We start from the raw sequence: 16,388 nt of genomic DNA, 5'->3' as shown, positions 1-16,388 counted from the left end.
CCGGGTCCGGCGCGCGGACGACGCCCGGGCTTTCCCCCGACGCCCCGGACGGTGGATGCTCATCCCCGTGAACCGAGCAGCCGCGGCAGTGGTGCCCCTGTCGATCCCGAGCCCCGACCTGTCCTGGTCGGGCATCTCCGTCGGCCCCCTGACGTTCCACACCTACGCGCTGTGCCTGATGGCGGGCATCGCGGCGGCGGTCTGGCTGACCTCGCGGCGGCTGACGGCGCGCGGCGGACCCCCCGGGGCGGTCCTCGACATCGCGATCTGGGCCGTGCCGTTCGGCATCATCGGCGCCCGGATCTACCACGTGGTCACGCACCTCGGGAACTACGTGGACGACCCCGTGAGCGCGCTCTACGTGTGGGAGGGCGGCATCGCGATCCTCGGCTCGCTCATCGGCGGGACGGTGGGCGCCGCCATCGGGTGCCGCCGCGCCGGGGTGCGGCTCCTGTCGTTCGCCGACGCGCTGGCCCCGGCCATGCTGCTCGCGCAGGCGATCGGGCGGCTCGGCAACTGGTTCAACCACGAGCTGTACGGCAGCCCCACCACGCTGCCGTGGGGCCTGGAGATCCCGTCGAGCAACGGCGCCTTCCCCCCGGGCCTGCCCGACGGGACGCTGTTCCACCCGCTGTTCCTCTACGAGATGCTGTGGAACCTGCTCGGGATCGCGGTGATCCTGCTGCTGGAGCGGCGCGTCGCGATGCGCTGGGGCACCGCGTTCGGCGCGTACCTGGTCTGGTACGGCGCGGGCCGGGTGTGGCTCGAGCTGCTGCGCATCGACCCGACCAGCGTCACGCCGCTGGGCCTGCCCGCCAACGTGTGGGGCGCCCTGGCCGCGGTGGTCACCGGGGTGACGCTCATCGTGGTGCAGCGGCGCCGGCACCCCGAGCCGGAGACGTCGGTGCTGCTGCCCGGCCACGAGCCCGCGGCGTCGGACGGGCAGGACGCCACGGAGCTAGATGAGGCGTCCGGGCAGCAGGCCGCGTCGAGCGGACCGGGCGTCCCGCCGACGACGGGCACCTGACCCCCCGCGCGCCTCAGACGGACGACGCCCCGGACGTCAGGCGTACGACGCGGTCACCGTCCGCGCGGCACCGTCCAGGGTCATCCGCCCGCCGTACGGGACGATCCACTGCGGCCGCGTGTGGCCGAACGGCACGCCCACGCACACCACGGCGTCGGGGTTGTACCGCGCGACCTCCCCGACGACGGCGTCGCGCTGCTCGGCCCTGCGGCGCGCACGCTCGTCGGCGTCGAGCCGCACCTCGAAGCCCGTCACGGGCGGGCGCGCGACGCACACGCCGGCGACGGCGGCCAGCATGCCGCGCTCACCGAGCGAGCGCACCCAGCGCTGCACGGTCGGCGCCGAGGGCAGCTCCTCGCTCGTCTCCAGCAGCAGGATCGCGCCCTCCAGGTCCGCGGTGGGCGGGAACCGGTCGGCCATCGCGATCCAGTCGAGGACGTCGAGGCACCCGCCCCAGGTGGGGCCGGTGACCGAGCGCGCCGGGCCCGCCCACGTCCACGGCCCGGTGGGCTCCCGCTCGCCGTACTCGGTCAGGGCGCGGGGGTCGAGCCAGTCGTGGCCGAGGTCCTCGGACTCACCCGGCTCGGTCAGCGTGAGCGTCTCCCCCGTCAGCAGCGCCGCGCGCAGCGAGGCGAGGTGGACGTCGTCGACCGCGGGTCCGGGGCCCAGGTGCACCTGCGTGGAGCCGCCGTAGAAGCCGGCGACGCCCTGCTGCCACAGCCAGCTCAGCAGGTTGGTGTTGTCGCTGTAGCCGAGGAAGGGCTTGGGATCCGCCCGGACGGCGCCGGCGTCGAGGTGGGGCACGACGAGGACCTGGTCCTCGCCCCCGATCGTCGCCAGCACCGCCCGGATCGTCGGGTCCGCGAACGCGGCGTTCAGGTCCCGCGCGCGTTCCTGCGGGGACGCCCCGAGCTGCCGGGTCGTCGGGTACTCGACGGGCACCAGACCGGTGGCCTCGACCAGCCGGCGCATCGCCTGCTCGTGCACGGCGGGCGCGAACCCGGGCGCGGCGAACGACGGGGACACGACCGCGACGCGGTCACCCGGGGCGAGCTTGGGCGGCGTGACGAGGGTCGGCATCGCGCCACCCAACCAGAGACCGACCCGCCCGACCCCTTGATTTCCTACTTGTCCAGCGCGTTCATGATCCTCACGCGGGAGTTCTTCCAGACGTTCTCCGACCGGCCGGTCGGCAACCCCGCCGAGTCCGTGTCGGTGTCCACCGCGATCTTCCTCGACGGCCGCGAGGACGTCGACGCGACGATCGCCCTGGGGACCGCCGCCGGCGGGCGGGAGGAGCGCCCGGCCGCCGACTACGGCTTCATGTACCAGCGCCAGCTCGCCGACCCCGACGGCAACGTCCTCGAGTTCGGCTGGATGGACCCGACCGCGGCCGAGCAGGGACCCGAGGCCTTCATGAGCCAGCAGGCCTGAGCCCTGTGGCGGCACGCGACTACGGGCAGTACTGCGGGATCACGCGCGCCCTGGAGCTCGTGGGCGAGCGGTGGGCGCTGCTCATCGTGCGCGACCTGCTCGTCGGCCCCCGCCGCTACGGCGAGCTCGCCGCCGGGCTGCCGCGCATCCCCACCAACATCCTGGCGACGCGCCTCAAGGAGCTGCAGGAGGCGGGCATCCTGCGGCGCGCGCCGCGCTCGCGCGTCATCGTGTACGAGCTCACGCCGTTCGGGCACGAGCTCGAGCCGGTGGTGCTCGCGCTCGGCGCCTGGGGCTTCAAGGCCCTGGGCGACCCGCGCGACGAGCAGGTCCTCACCCCCGCCGCCCTCACCATGACGCTGCGCGCGGCCTTCCGCCCCGCGGTGGCGGTCGGCCTGCCGCCGACGGCCTACGCGGCGCGGCTGGGTCCCGACGGCCTCGTCGTCCGGGTCGACGGCGGAACGCTCGACGTCACGCCCGGCGACGGGACCGTCGACCTCGCGTTCACCGCCGGACCCGGCCTCCACCGGGTCATCTCCGGCGAGCTCAGCCCGGACCGCGCCGTCGCCACCGGCGCGGTCGAGGTGCTGCACGGCCCCGGTACGCTCCTCGACCGCTTCGTTCACCACGGCCGCCGACGGCGCCCCCGCGCTCGTCGACGGCGCGGGCCGACTCTCCGAGGAGGGGACGTCGGTGCTGGTCGAGACCGGCGCCGCCACCGCCGCCGACTACGGCATCAAGTACGCCGTCATCCAGGCCGGTGCCGACCGCGCCGCGACCGAGTCCATGGCGTACGGCGGTCCCGAGGGCGCGGCGTCCGTCACCGCGTACTCGATCGACATCGCCGCGGCCGACGGGGCGGGCGCGAGCTCCATCGGGCGCGGGGTGGCTGCCGCCGCGCTGTTCGGGCTCGGTGCGCTGCTCGCCGGGGTGGCACGGCGTCGGTTCGTCTGACGGACGTCGGCGGGCCGGGCTCGAAGCCCGGCCCGCCGGCGTCACGCCTCCGGGGGGACGGTGCCGAGGATCGGGTCGTCCGGGACCGCCCGAAGGCGCGGCGCGCCTCCACCCGTCGCACCGCCGACGCCGCCGGACCGACACCTGCGACTGGACCGGATGGGTGAACCGCCATGCCGGCTCCCGCACGAAGTCATGCGCTCAAGAGAGATGGCAGGCGAAAGGGACCTTCTGGGCCCGACTCGTCCACTACGGTCCGGGCTGCGCGTGGCTGCGGCACCAGCGGCGTCAGTGATCGGAGTGCCGGGCCGGCGACGGCGCCGACGGAGCCAGGGAGCGCTCGTGTTCGAGTTCGGGGTGAGTGAGTCGTCCGCGGGGCTGGCCGCGTTGTTCGGTGAAGGAATCCGCCTCGTCTCCAGGTACTACGTCGAGGACCCCGAGACCGGGAGCCTCCTGGTCGAAGCCGGAGGCGTCGGCCGCGGGGAGAGCGGCGAGACCCTCGTCCTGCGCTGGCACGGGCGCCCCATCGGGCTCGAAGCCCGCGTGACACGTCGGGACGACGAACACGGCACCCACCCGCTCGCCACCCTGTCGGAGCTGGGCACGAGCAGCTTCGCCCTGCTGAAGGCGGGGGTTCCTCATGTCGAGCTGACACCGGAGGACGCCACCCGGGCCATGCAGGTCGCCGCCGAGGCGTACGTCGTCTACGCGACCTACCGCGAGGACCACGGGCCTGGTATCCGCGTCACCGACCCGCTGGACCCGAACCACGAGCTGTCACCCGCCGACTTCGGCTACGGCGAGATCACGCCCGAGCGGTGGGGCAAGCGATGAGCGCCGCGATGCGGGGGGCCCCGACGCGCCGCTCACCGAGTACATCGCCTGGCTGGAGGCGCGCAACGCGGACGTCCGCGAGAACGGTGCGCCCCCTGACCACCGACGCGCTCGCCGAGCTCGCGAGCCGTGCGTCGGTCGAGAGCCCGAACGCCACCGACGGCGCGATCTTCTACAGCGGGAAGAACCCGTACGACGCTAATGCGTCCGCCATCGGGCTTGCCACCGATGCGGCCGGGAAGCTAGCCGTGATCGACGAGACGACATTCGCGTACCTCATCGACTCGCCACAGCTCAAGAACGCCTATAAGGACGCGACCGGGCGGCAAACCACTGGACTGGAGTTACGACAAGCCGACGGAGAATTTCGTCAACCGGATCTGGGGCGAGGCGTCCGAGCGCTACGTGGCTGCCGCCCACGCGACGTCATCGTCCTGCTCCCGGATCACGCGCGCATTGACCGCGTTCTCGGCACGCCACCGCGTCTCGGCCCGACTCGTCCACTACTGTCCGGCTGCGCGCCGCCGTGACACCAGCCGGCGCCGGTGATCGGAGTGCCGGGCCGGCGACGGCACCGGCGGAGCCAGGGAGCGCTCGTGTTCGAGTTCCGGGTGAGTGAGTCGTCCGCGGGGCTGGCCGCGGCGTTCGGCGAAGAGATCAGAGTGGCCGCCGCGAGTGTCGAGGGAGCACACGTGTTCGAGTACCGCAAGGGCCGCACCGTGGGAGAGGTCGCCGCGCTGTTCGGCGACGGGGTCACGCTGGCGGACAGGACCTACGTCGAGGACACCGAGACCGGCAGCCTCCTGGTCCCCGCCGGCGGGGACGGCCCGGAGAACCCGGGCGGCTCCTACGTGCTGCGGTGGCACGGGCGGGCCATCGGGGTGGACTACCGGATCACCCGCCGCGACGACGAGCACGGCGACCACGCCCTCTTCACGCTCAGCGGGCCCGGCGCGTCCCACGGCGCCCTGCTGCGGGCCAAGGTGCCGCTGGTCGACCTGACGCCGGAGGACGCGACGCGCGCACTGCACGTCGCCGCCGAGGCGTGCGTCGTGTACGAGTCCCACCGCGCCGACTACGGCCCGGGCGCCCGCGTCACCGATCCGCTGGACCCGGCCCGAGAGCTGTCGCCCGCGGACTTCGGCTACGGCGAGATCGCGCCTGTGACGCGAGGTGCCCGATGAACCCGATGCCGGCGCCCGGAGCGTCCCTCGCCGAGATGGTCGACTGGCTCGCCGCCCACAACGACGCGGTCGCGGACGGCACAGCCGCACCGCTTACCGAGACCCAGCTGCTGGACCTGGGCTGGGGTGACCCGCTCGACCCGGGCGTCAAGTGGAACAACGACCTGTGGGCGACAGCCTCGGCCCGGTACGCGGCCGCAGCACGGGGCGACGTGATCGTCCTGCTGCCGCAGGACGGCGCCGACTGGACCCGCGACTTCGGGACCGTCGAGCTGCCCGGCCTGCTGGCCGACACCGCCGTCGACACCATCAACGGCATCTCGCGGGACTCCCTCGTGCGCGCCTGGGAGAACACGCGGAGCGACGCGCTCGCCAACGGGTTCACGCCCGACGAGGCCCGCCAGCACGCGCTGCTGGCCGTGTTCGACGACCGGCGGAGCCAGGGGAGCGCTCGTGTTCGAGTTCCGGGTCGGTGAGTCGTACGCGGGGCTGTCCGCGTTGTTCGGTGAAGGGATCAGGCTCGCCTCCAAGTTCTACGTCGAGGACCCCGAGACCGGCAGCCTCCTGGTCAGGGCCGGAGGCGTGGGTCGCGAGGAGAGGGGCGAGGCCCTCCTGCTGCGCTGGCACGGGCGCCCCATCGGGCTCGAGGCTCACGTGACGCGGCGCGACGACGAGCACGGCGCCCACTCGCTCGCCACGCTGTCGGAACTGGGCACGAGCAGCTTCGCCCGGCTGGCGACGGGGGTGCCCCATGTCGAGCTGACGCCGGAGGACGCCACCCGGGCCATGCACGTCGCCGCCGAGGCATTCGTCGTCTACGCGACCCACCTCGGGTTCTACGGACCCGGGATCCGCGTTATCGACCCGCTGGACCCAGACCGCGAGCTGTCACCCACCGACTTCGGCTACGGCGAGATCGCGCCCGAGTGGTGGAACAACCGATGAGCGCCGCGATGCCGGGACCCCACGCGCCGCTCGCCGGGAGTACCTCGAATGGCTGGACGCGCGCATCGCGGACGTCCACGAGAACGGCGCGCCACCGCTGACCACCGAGGAGCTCGCCGAGCTCGCGAGCCGCGCGTCGGCCAAGAGCCCGAACGCCACCGATGGTTAGCTCACCCTCGTTGACGGGATCACCGCGGCCGCGCTGCAGGCCGGGGTGGCGCGGCGTCGGTCGTCTGAACGCCGGTCCGCCCGGCGGACGTCACGCCTCCGGCAGCACCTCGCGCAGCCGTGCGGCGAACGCCTCCGGCTGCCCCGGCATCCCGAACTCGTCGCCCAGGAACCCGCCGTGGTTGCTCGGGAAGATGGCGACCTGCGTGCCGAGGAGGTCTGCGAGCGCGTGGGTCGACCGCCACGTGATGATGCCCTCGCTCTCGATCCCGGCGGCGAGCACGACGCTCGTCGGTGAGGACCGCAGCGCGGCGACGTCCGGCTGGTACGCCGTCACCGGGGCCGACGCACCGGAGAGCAGCGGGTCGTCGCGGGAGCCGTCGTCCTGCGCGGGCATGCCGAACGCCGCCGGGTCGGGCAGCTCGGCGAGGAAGTCCGCGGGGAACGGGCCCTGCCACGACGTGAGGGCGATGAACGCGGCCATGCCGTGCCCCCAGCCGTGCTCCTGGTAGGCGGCGTCGGCCCGGGCGGACGCGGCCCGCGCGTTCTCGGCGTCGGGCAGCACCCCGAGGATCGGCGGCTCGTGCGCGACGAGCGTGCGGACGTCCTGCGGGTACGCGGTGACCCAGGCGAGACCTGTGATCGCGCCCCCGCTGCTGCCGAGCAGGTCGACCGGGCCGGCCCCCAGCGCGCTGACCAGCGCGTGCAGGTCCTGCGCCTGCACCGCCGGGTCGTGGTCCGTGCGCCCGTCGTCCCGCGTGCTGCGGCCGATGCCGCGCGGGTCGTACGTCACGACCGTCCGGTCGGTGAAGTGCGAGGCCAGGGTGCCGAACCCGGTGGCGTCCATCGGCTGGCCGATGAGCACGAGCGGCGGTCGGCCGTCCGCCGTCGGCAGCGGACCACGCACGTCGTAGGCGATGGTCGCGCCGGGCACGTCGAGGGTGCGGTAGGTCGCGGTGTCGGTCATCGGGTCCTCCGGGGTGGGTGCGGGGTACACGGTTCCGACCCGGCGGGCCGCCGTAACTCATCGGCTCCGCCCACCACGCGCGAGCAGGAGCACGGCGTCGACGAGGGCGCGGGTGTCGGTGGCCGCTGCCATGCTCGGTCCTGACGCCGCGGCTCGACGGTGGGCCGGCGTGGTGGCGCACCCGACGCCCCACCTCGCCGCCGTGCTGCCGGTGCTGGAGGTCCCCGTGCCCGACGACGACGCACCCCGCACGACGACACCGGAGACCGCCGCGCCGCCCCTGACCGTCCACGAGCTCGACGCCTCGACGTGGGACGCGTTCGCCGAGCTCGTCGAGCGGAACAACGGGATCTTCGGCGGCTGCTGGTGCATCGGCTGGCACCCCGAGTGCGGGCAGCGCGGCATCAGCCACCGGGACGTCAAGGAGCAGCGCGTGCGCACCGGGGGCGCCCACGCGGCGCTCGTCGTGGACGCCGACGGCCTCGCGCAGGGCTGGGCCCAGTACGGCAGCCCGCAGGAGCTGCCGAACATCAAGCACCGCCGCCGGTACGACCAGGAGCCGCCGCCGGTGCCCGACTGGCGGATCGCCTGCGTGTACGTCGACCGGCGCCACCGGGGGCAGGGCGTCGCACGCGTCGCCCTGGAGGGTGCGCTCGACTCCATCGCCCGGCAGGGGGGCGGTCTGGTCGAGGCGATCTCCGAGACGACCGCCGGACGCGACGCGCAGGGCCGCTTCCTGTTCAGCGGGACGGTCGAGCTCTTCGACCAGTACGACTTCGAGCGGGTGCGGCAGGTCGGCATGCACGCGTGGATCGTCCAGCGGGTGCTGGCCGCGCACTGAGCGGGCGGCCGGCGGTGGGGGGCTGCACCTGGCCCGGCAACGTGACAGTGGTCGCACCACCGTGGCGCGCACACCCCCGACGCGTACCATTTCTGCGGCCCTCGCCCCCCGAGACGGCTCTTCCCCTGCAGGACGGACGGCGCATGCCCGCGCACACCACCACGCCGGTGCCCCCCACCGACGACACCCCCGACACCCCCGACGCGACGACCGGCGCCGGTGTCGACCCCGCCGAGTTCGCGACGTTCCTGCGGGTGATGGACCAGGTCGCCGTCCTGCCGCAGGACCACCCGCAGCACGCGGCCGCCCGACGCGCCGCGTCGGGCCTGTTCAAGGCCGCGAAGAAGCACCGCCGGGGCGAGAAGCGGCGCCTGCTGGCCGACGCCGACGCCGCCGTCATCGCGGCCACCGCCACCGGCAGCCCGGGGCGGATCGACGACGAGACCAACGGCATCCCGCTGTCGTCGTCAGCCACCGGGGCGATCGCCGGCACCCTGCTCAAGCCGCGTCCGTGCTACGTCTGCAAGGAGGACTACACGGTCGTCGACGCGTTCTACCACCAGCTCTGCCCGGCGTGCGCGGCGTTGCACCACGCCAAGCGGGACGCCCGGACCGACCTCACGGGCCGCCGGGCGCTGCTCACCGGCGGGCGCGCGAAGATCGGCATGTACATCGCGCTGCGGCTGCTGCGCGACGGCGCGGACCTGACGATCACCACGCGGTTCCCGCGGGACGCGGTCCGCCGGTTCGGCGCGATGGCCGACTCGTCCGACTGGATGGACCGGCTGCACGTGGTCGGCATCGACCTGCGCGACCCGTCGCAGGTGGTGTCGCTCGCCGACCACGTCGCCGCGCAGGGCCCGCTCGACATCCTCATCAACAACGCCGCCCAGACCGTGCGCCGGTCGCCGGGCGCGTACGCCCAGCTCGCGGAGGCGGAGGCCGCGCCCCTGCCGGCCGAGGCCGCCGCGATGGTCACCACGTTCGGGCACACCAGCGACGCGCACCCGCGCGCCCTGGCCGGGTCCGTCAGCGAGCTCACCAGCCCTGCGCTCGCGATCGAGCGGGCGACCCGCGCCGCGGACGAGCTGGTCGCGCAGTCCCTCACGGCGCAGGCCGCGAGCCTCGAGCGGCTCGTCGCCGGCACGTCCATCGACGCCGGCGGCCTGATCCCCGACGTCGCCGAGACCAACTCCTGGGTCGCGACGGTCGAGCAGGTCGACCCGATGGAGCTGCTCGAGGTGCAGCTGTGCAACCAGACGGCGCCGTTCATCCTCATCAGCCGTCTGCGCCCCGCGCTGGCCGCGTCACCCGCGCGGCGCACGTACATCGTCAACGTGTCCGCGATGGAGGGCGTGTTCTCCCGCGGCTACAAGGGCCCGGGCCACCCGCACACCAACATGAGCAAGGCCGCCCTCAACATGCTCACGCGCACCAGCGCGGCGGAGATGCTGACCGACGGCATCCTCATGACCGCGGTCGACACCGGCTGGATCACCGACGAGCGCCCCCACTTCACCAAGGTGCGGCTCGCCGAGGAGGGCTTCCACGCCCCGCTCGACCTGGTCGACGGCGCCGCACGCGTCTACGACCCGATCGTGCGCGGTGAGGCCGGCGAGGACCTGTACGGCTGCTTCCTCAAGGACTACGCCCGCTCGCAGTGGTGAGGAGCCGCCCGGAGCGGGCGGCGGATCACGAGCTGGCGGCCACCGCCGTCGCGGCACCAGCGGCGGCCGCCGTCGCCTGGACGGCCTCCCACGCCTTGCGCGCCGCCTCGCCGCCGACGTCGCCCTCGGCGACCCGCTTGCCCCGGGCGCGCAGCTCGCGGTTCGGCAGGCCGGTGCCCGGCAGCACCTTGGGCAGGGCGTCGACCGCCGAGAGCAGCGCCACGACGGACGCCTCGTGCGGGGTGGGCGCACGTCCCGCCACCAGCACCTCGTGCAGCCCGCGGCGGACCTCCGCCTCGTGCAGCCCGTCGACCGCCGGCCACGAGGACGTCGGGAAGATCCCGAGGACCCGCCCCTCCTGCGCCCGCAGCACGCCGCGCTCGACGAGCCGCGCGTAGAGCCGCTCCCGCAGGCCCTTGCGGATCCGGTCGAGCACCGCGGCCGGCGACCCGTTGCCGGCGCCGACGCGCGCAAGGGCCTCGTCGAGGACGTCGTCCCCGACCGCGGGCCCGGGGACGACCTGCAGCGTCGTGCGGCGCAGCACGCCGCCGGCGGTCACGGCCTCCAGCCGCCCGGCGGCCGCGAGCTCCGCGATCACCGCGCCCGCCACGGCGATGTCGCGGCGGGTCCCGTCGACCAGCGACCTCCCGGTGGTGTCGTCGGTGAGCAGCAGCAGGACGTCCTCGGCCATGAGCATGCGGTCACGCTAGGGACGCGCTGCGGCGGACGCATCATCCGCGCGACGGAGATGGCGGTGTCGTGTCGCACCCCGCGGCGGCCCCCGGCCGTGCCCCGTCACCGTGGCGCGATGGCCGACCGGAGCCCGCTCGACGCGGCGGGCTGGGGCCTGGGACGATGGAGCGGCTGCGGCAGCTGCGCGCGGCCGCCGACAGGCCGCCGGCGATGTCGGTCAGGACCTCACGGACGTGGTCGAGCTGATCGGTGGCGAAGGTGACCGCGCTCATCGAGTAGAACGGCGGCTGACCGTCCACCGGGCGGGCCCGGTAGGACTCGTCCAGGAACGCCACTGCCCCAAGGGTGTTCTGGTACAGCTCGACGAGCTTCTGGTCGCGCAGCGACGGGCTGGTCACGAGGCGCTACTCCACCACACGGCTGACGGCCGTCGCTCGGCGTCGCCTTACTACCTCGGCGGCGGTGGGTGCCTGTCACGACGTGGGATTGATCTTCGCGCGGCGGACTGCGAACGGGTGGTCGTCGCGCCGGGCTGCGGGCACCCTGCTGGGCGTGCTCCTCGTCGAGGGCCCGCTGACCCCGCTCGAGCGAGGTGTGCTCTTCGGTCGTGCGCGCGGTGCTCGCCTCGCGCAGCTTGCGGACGTGCTCGGCCAGGGCGCCGGCGTCGGTGGTGGGCGTGGTGGGCTCGCCAACAGCCGCTGCTCGGGCCGCGCACCGGCCTCAGGCCCGGGCGGCGTCCTCGGTGGTCCGCCCGGGTGCGGACGGGTCGACGGCCCGGTCGCCGACCAGCGTCGCCAGGTCCGCCTCGAGCGCCGCGAGCCGGTCCGGGCCCAGCCGCTGGGCCCACTGCGCGCGCAGCCCGTCGAGGGCGTCCTCGCCGCGCCGCAGGACCTCGCGTCCCAGCGGCGTGACCTCGAGGCGCGTCCGGCGTCCGTCCGCCGGGTCGGGCGCCGTGGCGACGTAGCCGCGCTCGACGAGGACGGCGATGGTCTTGGCGGCGGCCTGCTTGGAGACGCCGGTGCGGCGCCCGAGCTCCGTCGCGCCGTCGGCACCGGCGGCGATCGCCCGCATCGCGAACTCGTGCACGGGGCGGAAGTCGCCGTGCCCGCCGACTGCGAGGCCTGCCGTCGCGGCGTCGACCAGCGCCCGGTACCCGCCGAGGAGCAGGAGAGCGAGGTCGGCACCGGTGCGCGGCATGGGCTCAGCCTAGGGTCTCGATTTTCGTCAACCCGGTTGGCTACAATGGACAACCGAGTTGACGAAGGAGTGCCCATGCACCCGCCCGCCATCCCGACCACGCCCGACCTCTCGACCACACCCGACGTCGAGCACCACCACGTCGATGTGGGCGACGTGACGCTCCACGCCGTGTCCGCGGGGAGCACCGGCTCGCCCGTGCTGCTGGTGCACGGCTTCCCGGAGACCTGGTGGGCGTTCCGCCGCGTCCTGCCGCTGCTGGCCCCGCACCACCGCGTCGTCGCCGTGGACCTGCGCGGGTTCGGCGACTCCGGCGGCGCGGAGGACGCCGGCACCACGGGCGACGCCGACAGCGCGGCGGCCGCAAGGGACCTGCACCGGCTCGTCGAGCAGCTCGACCTCGGCCCGGTGCACGTCACGTCGCAGGACCTCAGCGGTGCCGCGGTCACCCGGTTCGCGGCAGCGCACCCCGAGTCCGTGCGCAGCCTCACGGCGGTGGAGACGGGCCTGGCCGGCTTCGGCCTCGAGGCGCTGGCCGACGTCGCGCGCGGCGGCTCGTGGCACATCGGGGCGCTCGCCTCGCCCGGCGTCCCCGAGCTGCTGCTGGCCGGCCGCGAGCGGGCGTTCCTCGCCGACTGGTTCGGCCGGATGACCGCCGTCCCCGGGGCCGTCGGACCCGCGGACCTCGACGAGCTCGTCCGGACGTACGCGCGGCCGGGCGGGTGGAGCGGCGCGGCCGGCCTCTACCGGTCGCTGCTCGCCGAGGGCGACGAGCTGCGTGCTCTCCTCGGGCGCTCACCGCTGCGGATGCCCGTCCTGACCGTCGGTGCAGGCGGCGGCCCGTTCACGCACGACACGTTCCGGCAGGTCACGGCCGGCCGGGTCGAGGCCGTGCAGCTCGACGGCGTCGGCCACCACGTCGCGCTCGAGGCGCCGGACCGCCTGGCCGACGCGCTGCTGCACTTCGTCGCCGGCGTGGACGCCGAGGCCGCCGAGCGCACCAGGAGCTGACGCTCGGACCGCACGACGACCGAGCCCGCCCGACCGCAGGGCGTCGCACGGGCCCGGCCGCCGCGGCGGGCGGGCGGCGCCGGGCTCCTGGTCCCGGCGCCGCGCCAGCTCACTCCGTCGGCGGCTCGTCCTTCCCCGCCTCCTCGGCGGCGTCCGCCTCCTCCTTGGTGCGGTGCACCGCACCGTCGGCGTGCTCCGGCGGGCCGTAGACCGTGTAGAGGATCAGCGGGTTCTCGCCGGTGTTGAGGAAGTTGTGCGTCCGCCCGGCCGGGACGACGACGAGGTCGCCCTGCGCGACGTTGCGCTCCTGGCCGGAGACGACCGCCTTGCCGGTGCCGGAGACGAACGTGAGGATCTGGTCGATGTCCTCGTGGACCTCCTCACCGATCTCCCCGCCCGGCGGGATCGTCATGATGACGAGCTGGCTGTGCTTGCCGGTCCACAGCACGCGCCGGAAGTCCGGGCTCTGCTGCGCGACGGTCGCGATCGTCCAGTGCTCCACGGGTGTCTCACCTCTCGCTGGGGGTCGGTGTCGCTGGTCATCCTGCTGCGGGCGGCGCGATCCCGCCTGCGGAACGGGTGGTCTGTCCGCGGATGTCCGCCCCTGCACGGGGTCGGTCACCGTGCGGCGCGGTACCGTCCCGTCCCGTGACGATGGAGCACGAGGACGGCGGCACCGCGCGGTCCGACGCGACGGCCCTGCTGCTGCGGCGCCTGCACGCGGCCGGGCTGACGGACGTCGTCGCTGTCGAGCACGCGGCGGGCGGACAGGCCGCCGTCGCGGGTCTGGCGCGCCGCGCGGACGGGACGTCCGTGTTCGTCAAGGGGTTCGTCGAGTCGCCGTCGGACGACGCGTTCGCCGCGGAGGCCGAGGGCCTGGATGCCCTGCGCACGCTCGGCGGGGCGGCGACGCCGCGGGTCGTCCTCGTCGCAGCCGACCTGCTCGTGCTCGAGCCCCTGCGCCCGCGGCCGGCCGACGCGGCGTTCTGGGAACGGTGCGCGCACGTCCTGGCCCGTCTGCACACGACGACCACGCACTCCCGGTTCGGGTGGCACCGCGACAACTGGCTCGGCCGGCGCCGCCAGGTCAACACGTGGCACGACGACGGGTTCGAGTTCTTCGCGCAGCACCGGCTGCTGCGGTGGCTGGACGAGCCCCGGGTCGCCGCCGCCCTGGACACGGGCGACCGCGCGGCGCTGGAGCACCTGTGCGCGCGGCTGCCCGAGCTGCTGCCGGTGCGCCCGGCCTGCCTGGTGCACGGCGACCTGTGGGCGGGCAACGTCATGGCCACGGCCGACGGGACGCCCGCACTCATCGACCCGGCCGTCTCCTACACGTGGGCCGACGTCGACCTCGCGCACGTCTGGACGACCGCCCCACCGCCCGAGGCCGACCGCTTCTTCCCGCTCTACGCCGAGCTGACGGGCCTCGACGACGGGTGGCGCGAGCGGATGCCGATCCTCCAGCTGCGCCAGCACCTCGCCGTCGTGGCGCAGTTCGACGACGACTGGGGCGCGGCCGACGCCCTGCGCGCGACGCTCGCGCCGTTCCGCCGCCGAGCCTGAGGCGACGTCGTCCGTCCGTCCGGCGCGCGCAGCCGCCCCGCCACCCGCCCCGGGGTCACCGCCGGAGCGACCACCGCCGGCGGGCAGCGCGGGCCTCCGGCGCGGGGGCGTCCTCCAGCGACATCACGAGGTAGACGACCCCGGCGAGCACCGCTCCCGGCGCGGGCGCCTGCGGGTGCTCCGACGCGGCGAGGCACACGTCCGCCTCGAACCCAACGGTCCGCACGCGCGCGACGTGGAACGTCCCACCGGTGAGCGCCGTGCGGCAGGTCCGCGAGTGCAGCACCGTGCCGTTGAGCCGGGCGTACGCCTCGGCCCCGGCCGGGTCGCCGAAGACGCCGTAGGAGACGAACGACTCCGGGCCCATCCGCGGGGGCCAGGGCCAGCCCTGTTCCACGTAGTGCGCCGGCGGCTCACCGTGGTCCTCCTTGTCGGGGCTCAGCAGCGAGGCCGGCGACGAGCCGAACGCCTGCACGTCGGGGAGGACCTGGACCTGCGAGCCGAAGGCGACGACCGCGGCACGACCACCGCGCGGGGCGGACGGGTCCAGCAGGGCCGACTGCTCGACGTCCGCAGCGAGTGCGGTGACCTTCTCCCCGCCCTGCAGGACGTCGGCACTCCACACCTGCTGGTTGAGGTGGCCGAGCGACGCGACCTCCGCACCCGCCTCGGCCGCGAACGACGGTGTCACGGCGAGGACCCGCCGCTGCCGGTCGACCTCCAGGACGAGCCGGGCACCTCCGTCGTCCTGCCAGCGCATCACCGTGATGCCGTCCCGCTCACCGAGCGGCGTCGCGCCCGCCCCGGCCGCTTCCAGGATGCGGTCGAGGTCACCCGGTGCCGTGGCGTCCAGACCGATGCAGGTGAAGTTCGCAGCCATGGCGTGACAGTAGGGGTTCGCGGTCGCGCCGCGTGGGGGGTTTCGGCACCGACGCGCGGCGCCTACCGTGAGGAGGTGAGCGCCACCACCCCCGATCCGGGCGTGCTCGTGATCGGTCTGGACCCCTACCGGGCGCCCGGCCCCTGGGACCCCGAGCCGGTCGCGCGCGCGGTGGCCCAGGGGATGACGCGCTTCGACGAGGCCGGCGTCACCGCGGTCCGGTGCCTGGTCGCTCTCGACGGGAGCGACGACGTCGAGCAGGTCGTCACCGACGCGCTCCGGTCCCGCGCCTGGCAGGTGGTGGTGGTCGGCGGCGGCATCCGCAAGCGTGAGGACCTGCTCGAGCTGTTCGAGCGCGTCGTCAACCTGGTGCACCGGCACGCGCCGCAGGCGGCGATCGCGTTCAACACCGTGCCGGACGACGTCTACGACGCCGCGGCCCGCTGGCTGGACTGACGTCCGCGAGTTCCCGACATCGGACTCGGGGCCACGTCAGGACGCCGGCCTCAGCCGCTGGTGACGCAGCGTGGCACCGGCCAGCAGCACGCCCCAGACCAGGAACCACGGCTCCCACAGCAGCAACCGCCACCGCAGGGCCCGGGCGGAGAGCACCTCGTCGGGCACGACGACGTGCGCCGCGACGAGCGCCACGGACGTCACCTGCAGCACGCCGTAGACGACGAGGACCGCCGCCCCCGCCCAGCCGAGCGACAGCAGGGGTCGGCGCGGCAGCCTGCGACCCCATGGCTGGACCAGCGCGAGGGCCAGCACCCCGCCCAGCACCTTGAGCACGAGCGCCACCGCGTTCGCGGAGAGCAGCGCCGGGTCACGTGCACGCCCGAGCCGCTCGACCGTCCCGCCGAGGGTGTCCAGGCCGAGCGTGCTGCCCGTCGCCCAGAGCAGGCTCACCGCGGCGAACGCGAACGCGGCCACGACCGCGCCCCACGCCACCCACGCGGGCGGCACCCACGCCCGATGCTCCGGACCCATGCCTCGTCACGCTAGCCACGGCCGGGGCCG

Annotated in this window: 20 protein-coding genes and 2 pseudogenes; 14 read left to right on the top strand and 8 right to left on the bottom strand. The window is 74.7% G+C overall.

The annotated features are described in order from the left end of the window. The first annotated feature begins 91 nt into the window (after window positions 1-91). Entirely contained in the window at window positions 92-1,027 is a 936-nt protein-coding gene (gene lgt, locus KG103_RS01480) for a prolipoprotein diacylglyceryl transferase (protein ID WP_249670870.1), read from the top strand. A 36-nt stretch (window positions 1,028-1,063) separates the two neighbouring features. On the opposite strand, the gene KG103_RS01475 is transcribed toward lgt, so the two are convergent. Next, window positions 1,064-2,107, bottom strand: a complete 1,044-nt coding sequence (locus tag KG103_RS01475) for a S66 family peptidase (RefSeq protein ID WP_207341751.1) — start codon at window positions 2,105-2,107, stop codon at window positions 1,064-1,066. 54 nt (window positions 2,108-2,161) lie between these two features. Between KG103_RS01475 and KG103_RS01470 the strand changes: the two are divergent. The 8 genes and pseudogenes from KG103_RS01470 to KG103_RS01435 all read left to right on the top strand — a co-directional run. Next, window positions 2,162-2,461, top strand: a pseudogene (locus KG103_RS01470) (VOC family protein); the annotation flags it as partial. Between the two features lie 5 nt (window positions 2,462-2,466). Then, a pseudogene (locus tag KG103_RS01465) lies at window positions 2,467-3,081 on the top strand (winged helix-turn-helix transcriptional regulator); the annotation flags it as partial. 73 nt (window positions 3,082-3,154) lie between these two features. Then, entirely contained in the window at window positions 3,155-3,415 is a 261-nt protein-coding gene (locus KG103_RS01460; protein ID WP_207341959.1) for a hypothetical protein, read from the top strand. A gap of 342 nt (window positions 3,416-3,757) precedes the next feature. Then, window positions 3,758-4,249, top strand: coding sequence for a hypothetical protein (locus KG103_RS01455; protein ID WP_207341750.1), 492 nt, complete (start codon window positions 3,758-3,760; stop codon window positions 4,247-4,249). 86 nt (window positions 4,250-4,335) lie between these two features. Further along, window positions 4,336-4,779 (top strand): hypothetical protein, encoded by a 444-nt coding sequence (locus KG103_RS01450; RefSeq protein ID WP_207341749.1) that lies wholly within the window; start codon window positions 4,336-4,338, stop codon window positions 4,777-4,779. A gap of 66 nt (window positions 4,780-4,845) precedes the next feature. After that, the gene (locus KG103_RS01445; RefSeq protein ID WP_207341748.1) at window positions 4,846-5,433 is read left to right on the top strand and encodes a hypothetical protein; all 588 of its coding nucleotides are present in this window, start codon (window positions 4,846-4,848) and stop codon (window positions 5,431-5,433) included. Next, window positions 5,430-5,909, top strand: coding sequence for a hypothetical protein (locus KG103_RS01440; RefSeq protein ID WP_207341747.1), 480 nt, complete (start codon window positions 5,430-5,432; stop codon window positions 5,907-5,909). Before KG103_RS01445 ends, KG103_RS01440 begins: the two co-directional genes overlap by 4 nt. After that, window positions 5,887-6,378, top strand: coding sequence for a hypothetical protein (locus tag KG103_RS01435; RefSeq protein ID WP_207341746.1), 492 nt, complete (start codon window positions 5,887-5,889; stop codon window positions 6,376-6,378). Before KG103_RS01440 ends, KG103_RS01435 begins: the two co-directional genes overlap by 23 nt. 259 nt (window positions 6,379-6,637) lie before the next feature. On the opposite strand, the gene KG103_RS01430 is transcribed toward KG103_RS01435, so the two are convergent. Continuing rightward, entirely contained in the window at window positions 6,638-7,513 is an 876-nt protein-coding gene (locus KG103_RS01430; protein ID WP_207341745.1) for an alpha/beta fold hydrolase, read from the bottom strand. A gap of 169 nt (window positions 7,514-7,682) precedes the next feature. On the opposite strand from KG103_RS01430, the gene KG103_RS01425 reads away from it, so the two are divergent. After that, window positions 7,683-8,354, top strand: coding sequence for a GNAT family N-acetyltransferase (locus KG103_RS01425; RefSeq protein ID WP_249670694.1), 672 nt, complete (start codon window positions 7,683-7,685; stop codon window positions 8,352-8,354). Window positions 8,355-8,497: 143 nt separating this feature from the next. Beyond that, the gene (locus KG103_RS01420; protein WP_207341744.1) at window positions 8,498-10,021 is read left to right on the top strand and encodes an SDR family NAD(P)-dependent oxidoreductase; all 1,524 of its coding nucleotides are present in this window, start codon (window positions 8,498-8,500) and stop codon (window positions 10,019-10,021) included. A 25-nt stretch (window positions 10,022-10,046) separates the two neighbouring features. On the opposite strand, the gene KG103_RS01415 is transcribed toward KG103_RS01420, so the two are convergent. From KG103_RS01415 to KG103_RS01405, 3 genes are all read right to left on the bottom strand, one after another. Continuing rightward, window positions 10,047-10,718 carry a GOLPH3/VPS74 family protein gene (locus KG103_RS01415; protein WP_207341743.1) on the bottom strand — a complete coding sequence of 224 codons (672 nt, stop codon included), beginning with the start codon at window positions 10,716-10,718 and terminating at the stop codon, window positions 10,047-10,049. 34 nt (window positions 10,719-10,752) lie between these two features. Then, window positions 10,753-11,112, bottom strand: a complete 360-nt coding sequence (locus KG103_RS01410; RefSeq protein ID WP_207341742.1) for a hypothetical protein — start codon at window positions 11,110-11,112, stop codon at window positions 10,753-10,755. Window positions 11,113-11,434: 322 nt separating this feature from the next. After that, window positions 11,435-11,911, bottom strand: a complete 477-nt coding sequence (locus KG103_RS01405; RefSeq protein ID WP_207341741.1) for a MarR family winged helix-turn-helix transcriptional regulator — start codon at window positions 11,909-11,911, stop codon at window positions 11,435-11,437. 75 nt (window positions 11,912-11,986) lie between these two features. Between KG103_RS01405 and KG103_RS01400 the strand changes: the two genes are divergently transcribed. After that, window positions 11,987-12,922 (top strand): alpha/beta fold hydrolase, encoded by a 936-nt coding sequence (locus KG103_RS01400; protein WP_207341740.1) that lies wholly within the window; start codon window positions 11,987-11,989, stop codon window positions 12,920-12,922. Window positions 12,923-13,031: 109 nt separating this feature from the next. Here KG103_RS01400 and KG103_RS01395 read toward each other — a convergent pair whose 3' ends face one another. Next, on the bottom strand, window positions 13,032-13,424 hold the full coding sequence (locus KG103_RS01395) for a cupin domain-containing protein (RefSeq protein WP_207341739.1): 393 nt from the start codon (window positions 13,422-13,424) through the stop codon (window positions 13,032-13,034). A gap of 152 nt (window positions 13,425-13,576) precedes the next feature. On the opposite strand from KG103_RS01395, the gene KG103_RS01390 reads away from it, so the two are divergent. Then, a complete protein-coding gene (locus KG103_RS01390) occupies window positions 13,577-14,488 on the top strand; it encodes a fructosamine kinase family protein (RefSeq protein WP_207341941.1) in 912 nt (303 codons plus the stop codon). A 55-nt stretch (window positions 14,489-14,543) separates the two neighbouring features. On the opposite strand, the gene KG103_RS01385 is transcribed toward KG103_RS01390, so the two are convergent. Next, entirely contained in the window at window positions 14,544-15,368 is an 825-nt protein-coding gene (locus KG103_RS01385) for a hypothetical protein (RefSeq protein WP_207341738.1), read from the bottom strand. A 75-nt stretch (window positions 15,369-15,443) separates the two neighbouring features. On the opposite strand from KG103_RS01385, the gene KG103_RS01380 reads away from it, so the two are divergent. Then, window positions 15,444-15,824, top strand: coding sequence for a hypothetical protein (locus KG103_RS01380; protein WP_207341737.1), 381 nt, complete (start codon window positions 15,444-15,446; stop codon window positions 15,822-15,824). Between the two features lie 36 nt (window positions 15,825-15,860). Here the strand turns inward: KG103_RS01380 and KG103_RS01375 are convergent, their stop codons facing one another. Then, window positions 15,861-16,358, bottom strand: coding sequence for a DUF3995 domain-containing protein (locus KG103_RS01375; protein ID WP_207341736.1), 498 nt, complete (start codon window positions 16,356-16,358; stop codon window positions 15,861-15,863). Window positions 16,359-16,388 lie beyond the last annotated feature (30 nt).

The sequence above is a fragment of the Cellulomonas wangleii genome, from assembly GCF_018388445.1.
In the GTDB taxonomy this organism is placed as follows: domain Bacteria; phylum Actinomycetota; class Actinomycetes; order Actinomycetales; family Cellulomonadaceae; genus Cellulomonas; species Cellulomonas wangleii.
This window is presented reverse-complemented; position numbering and strand designations above follow the sequence as displayed.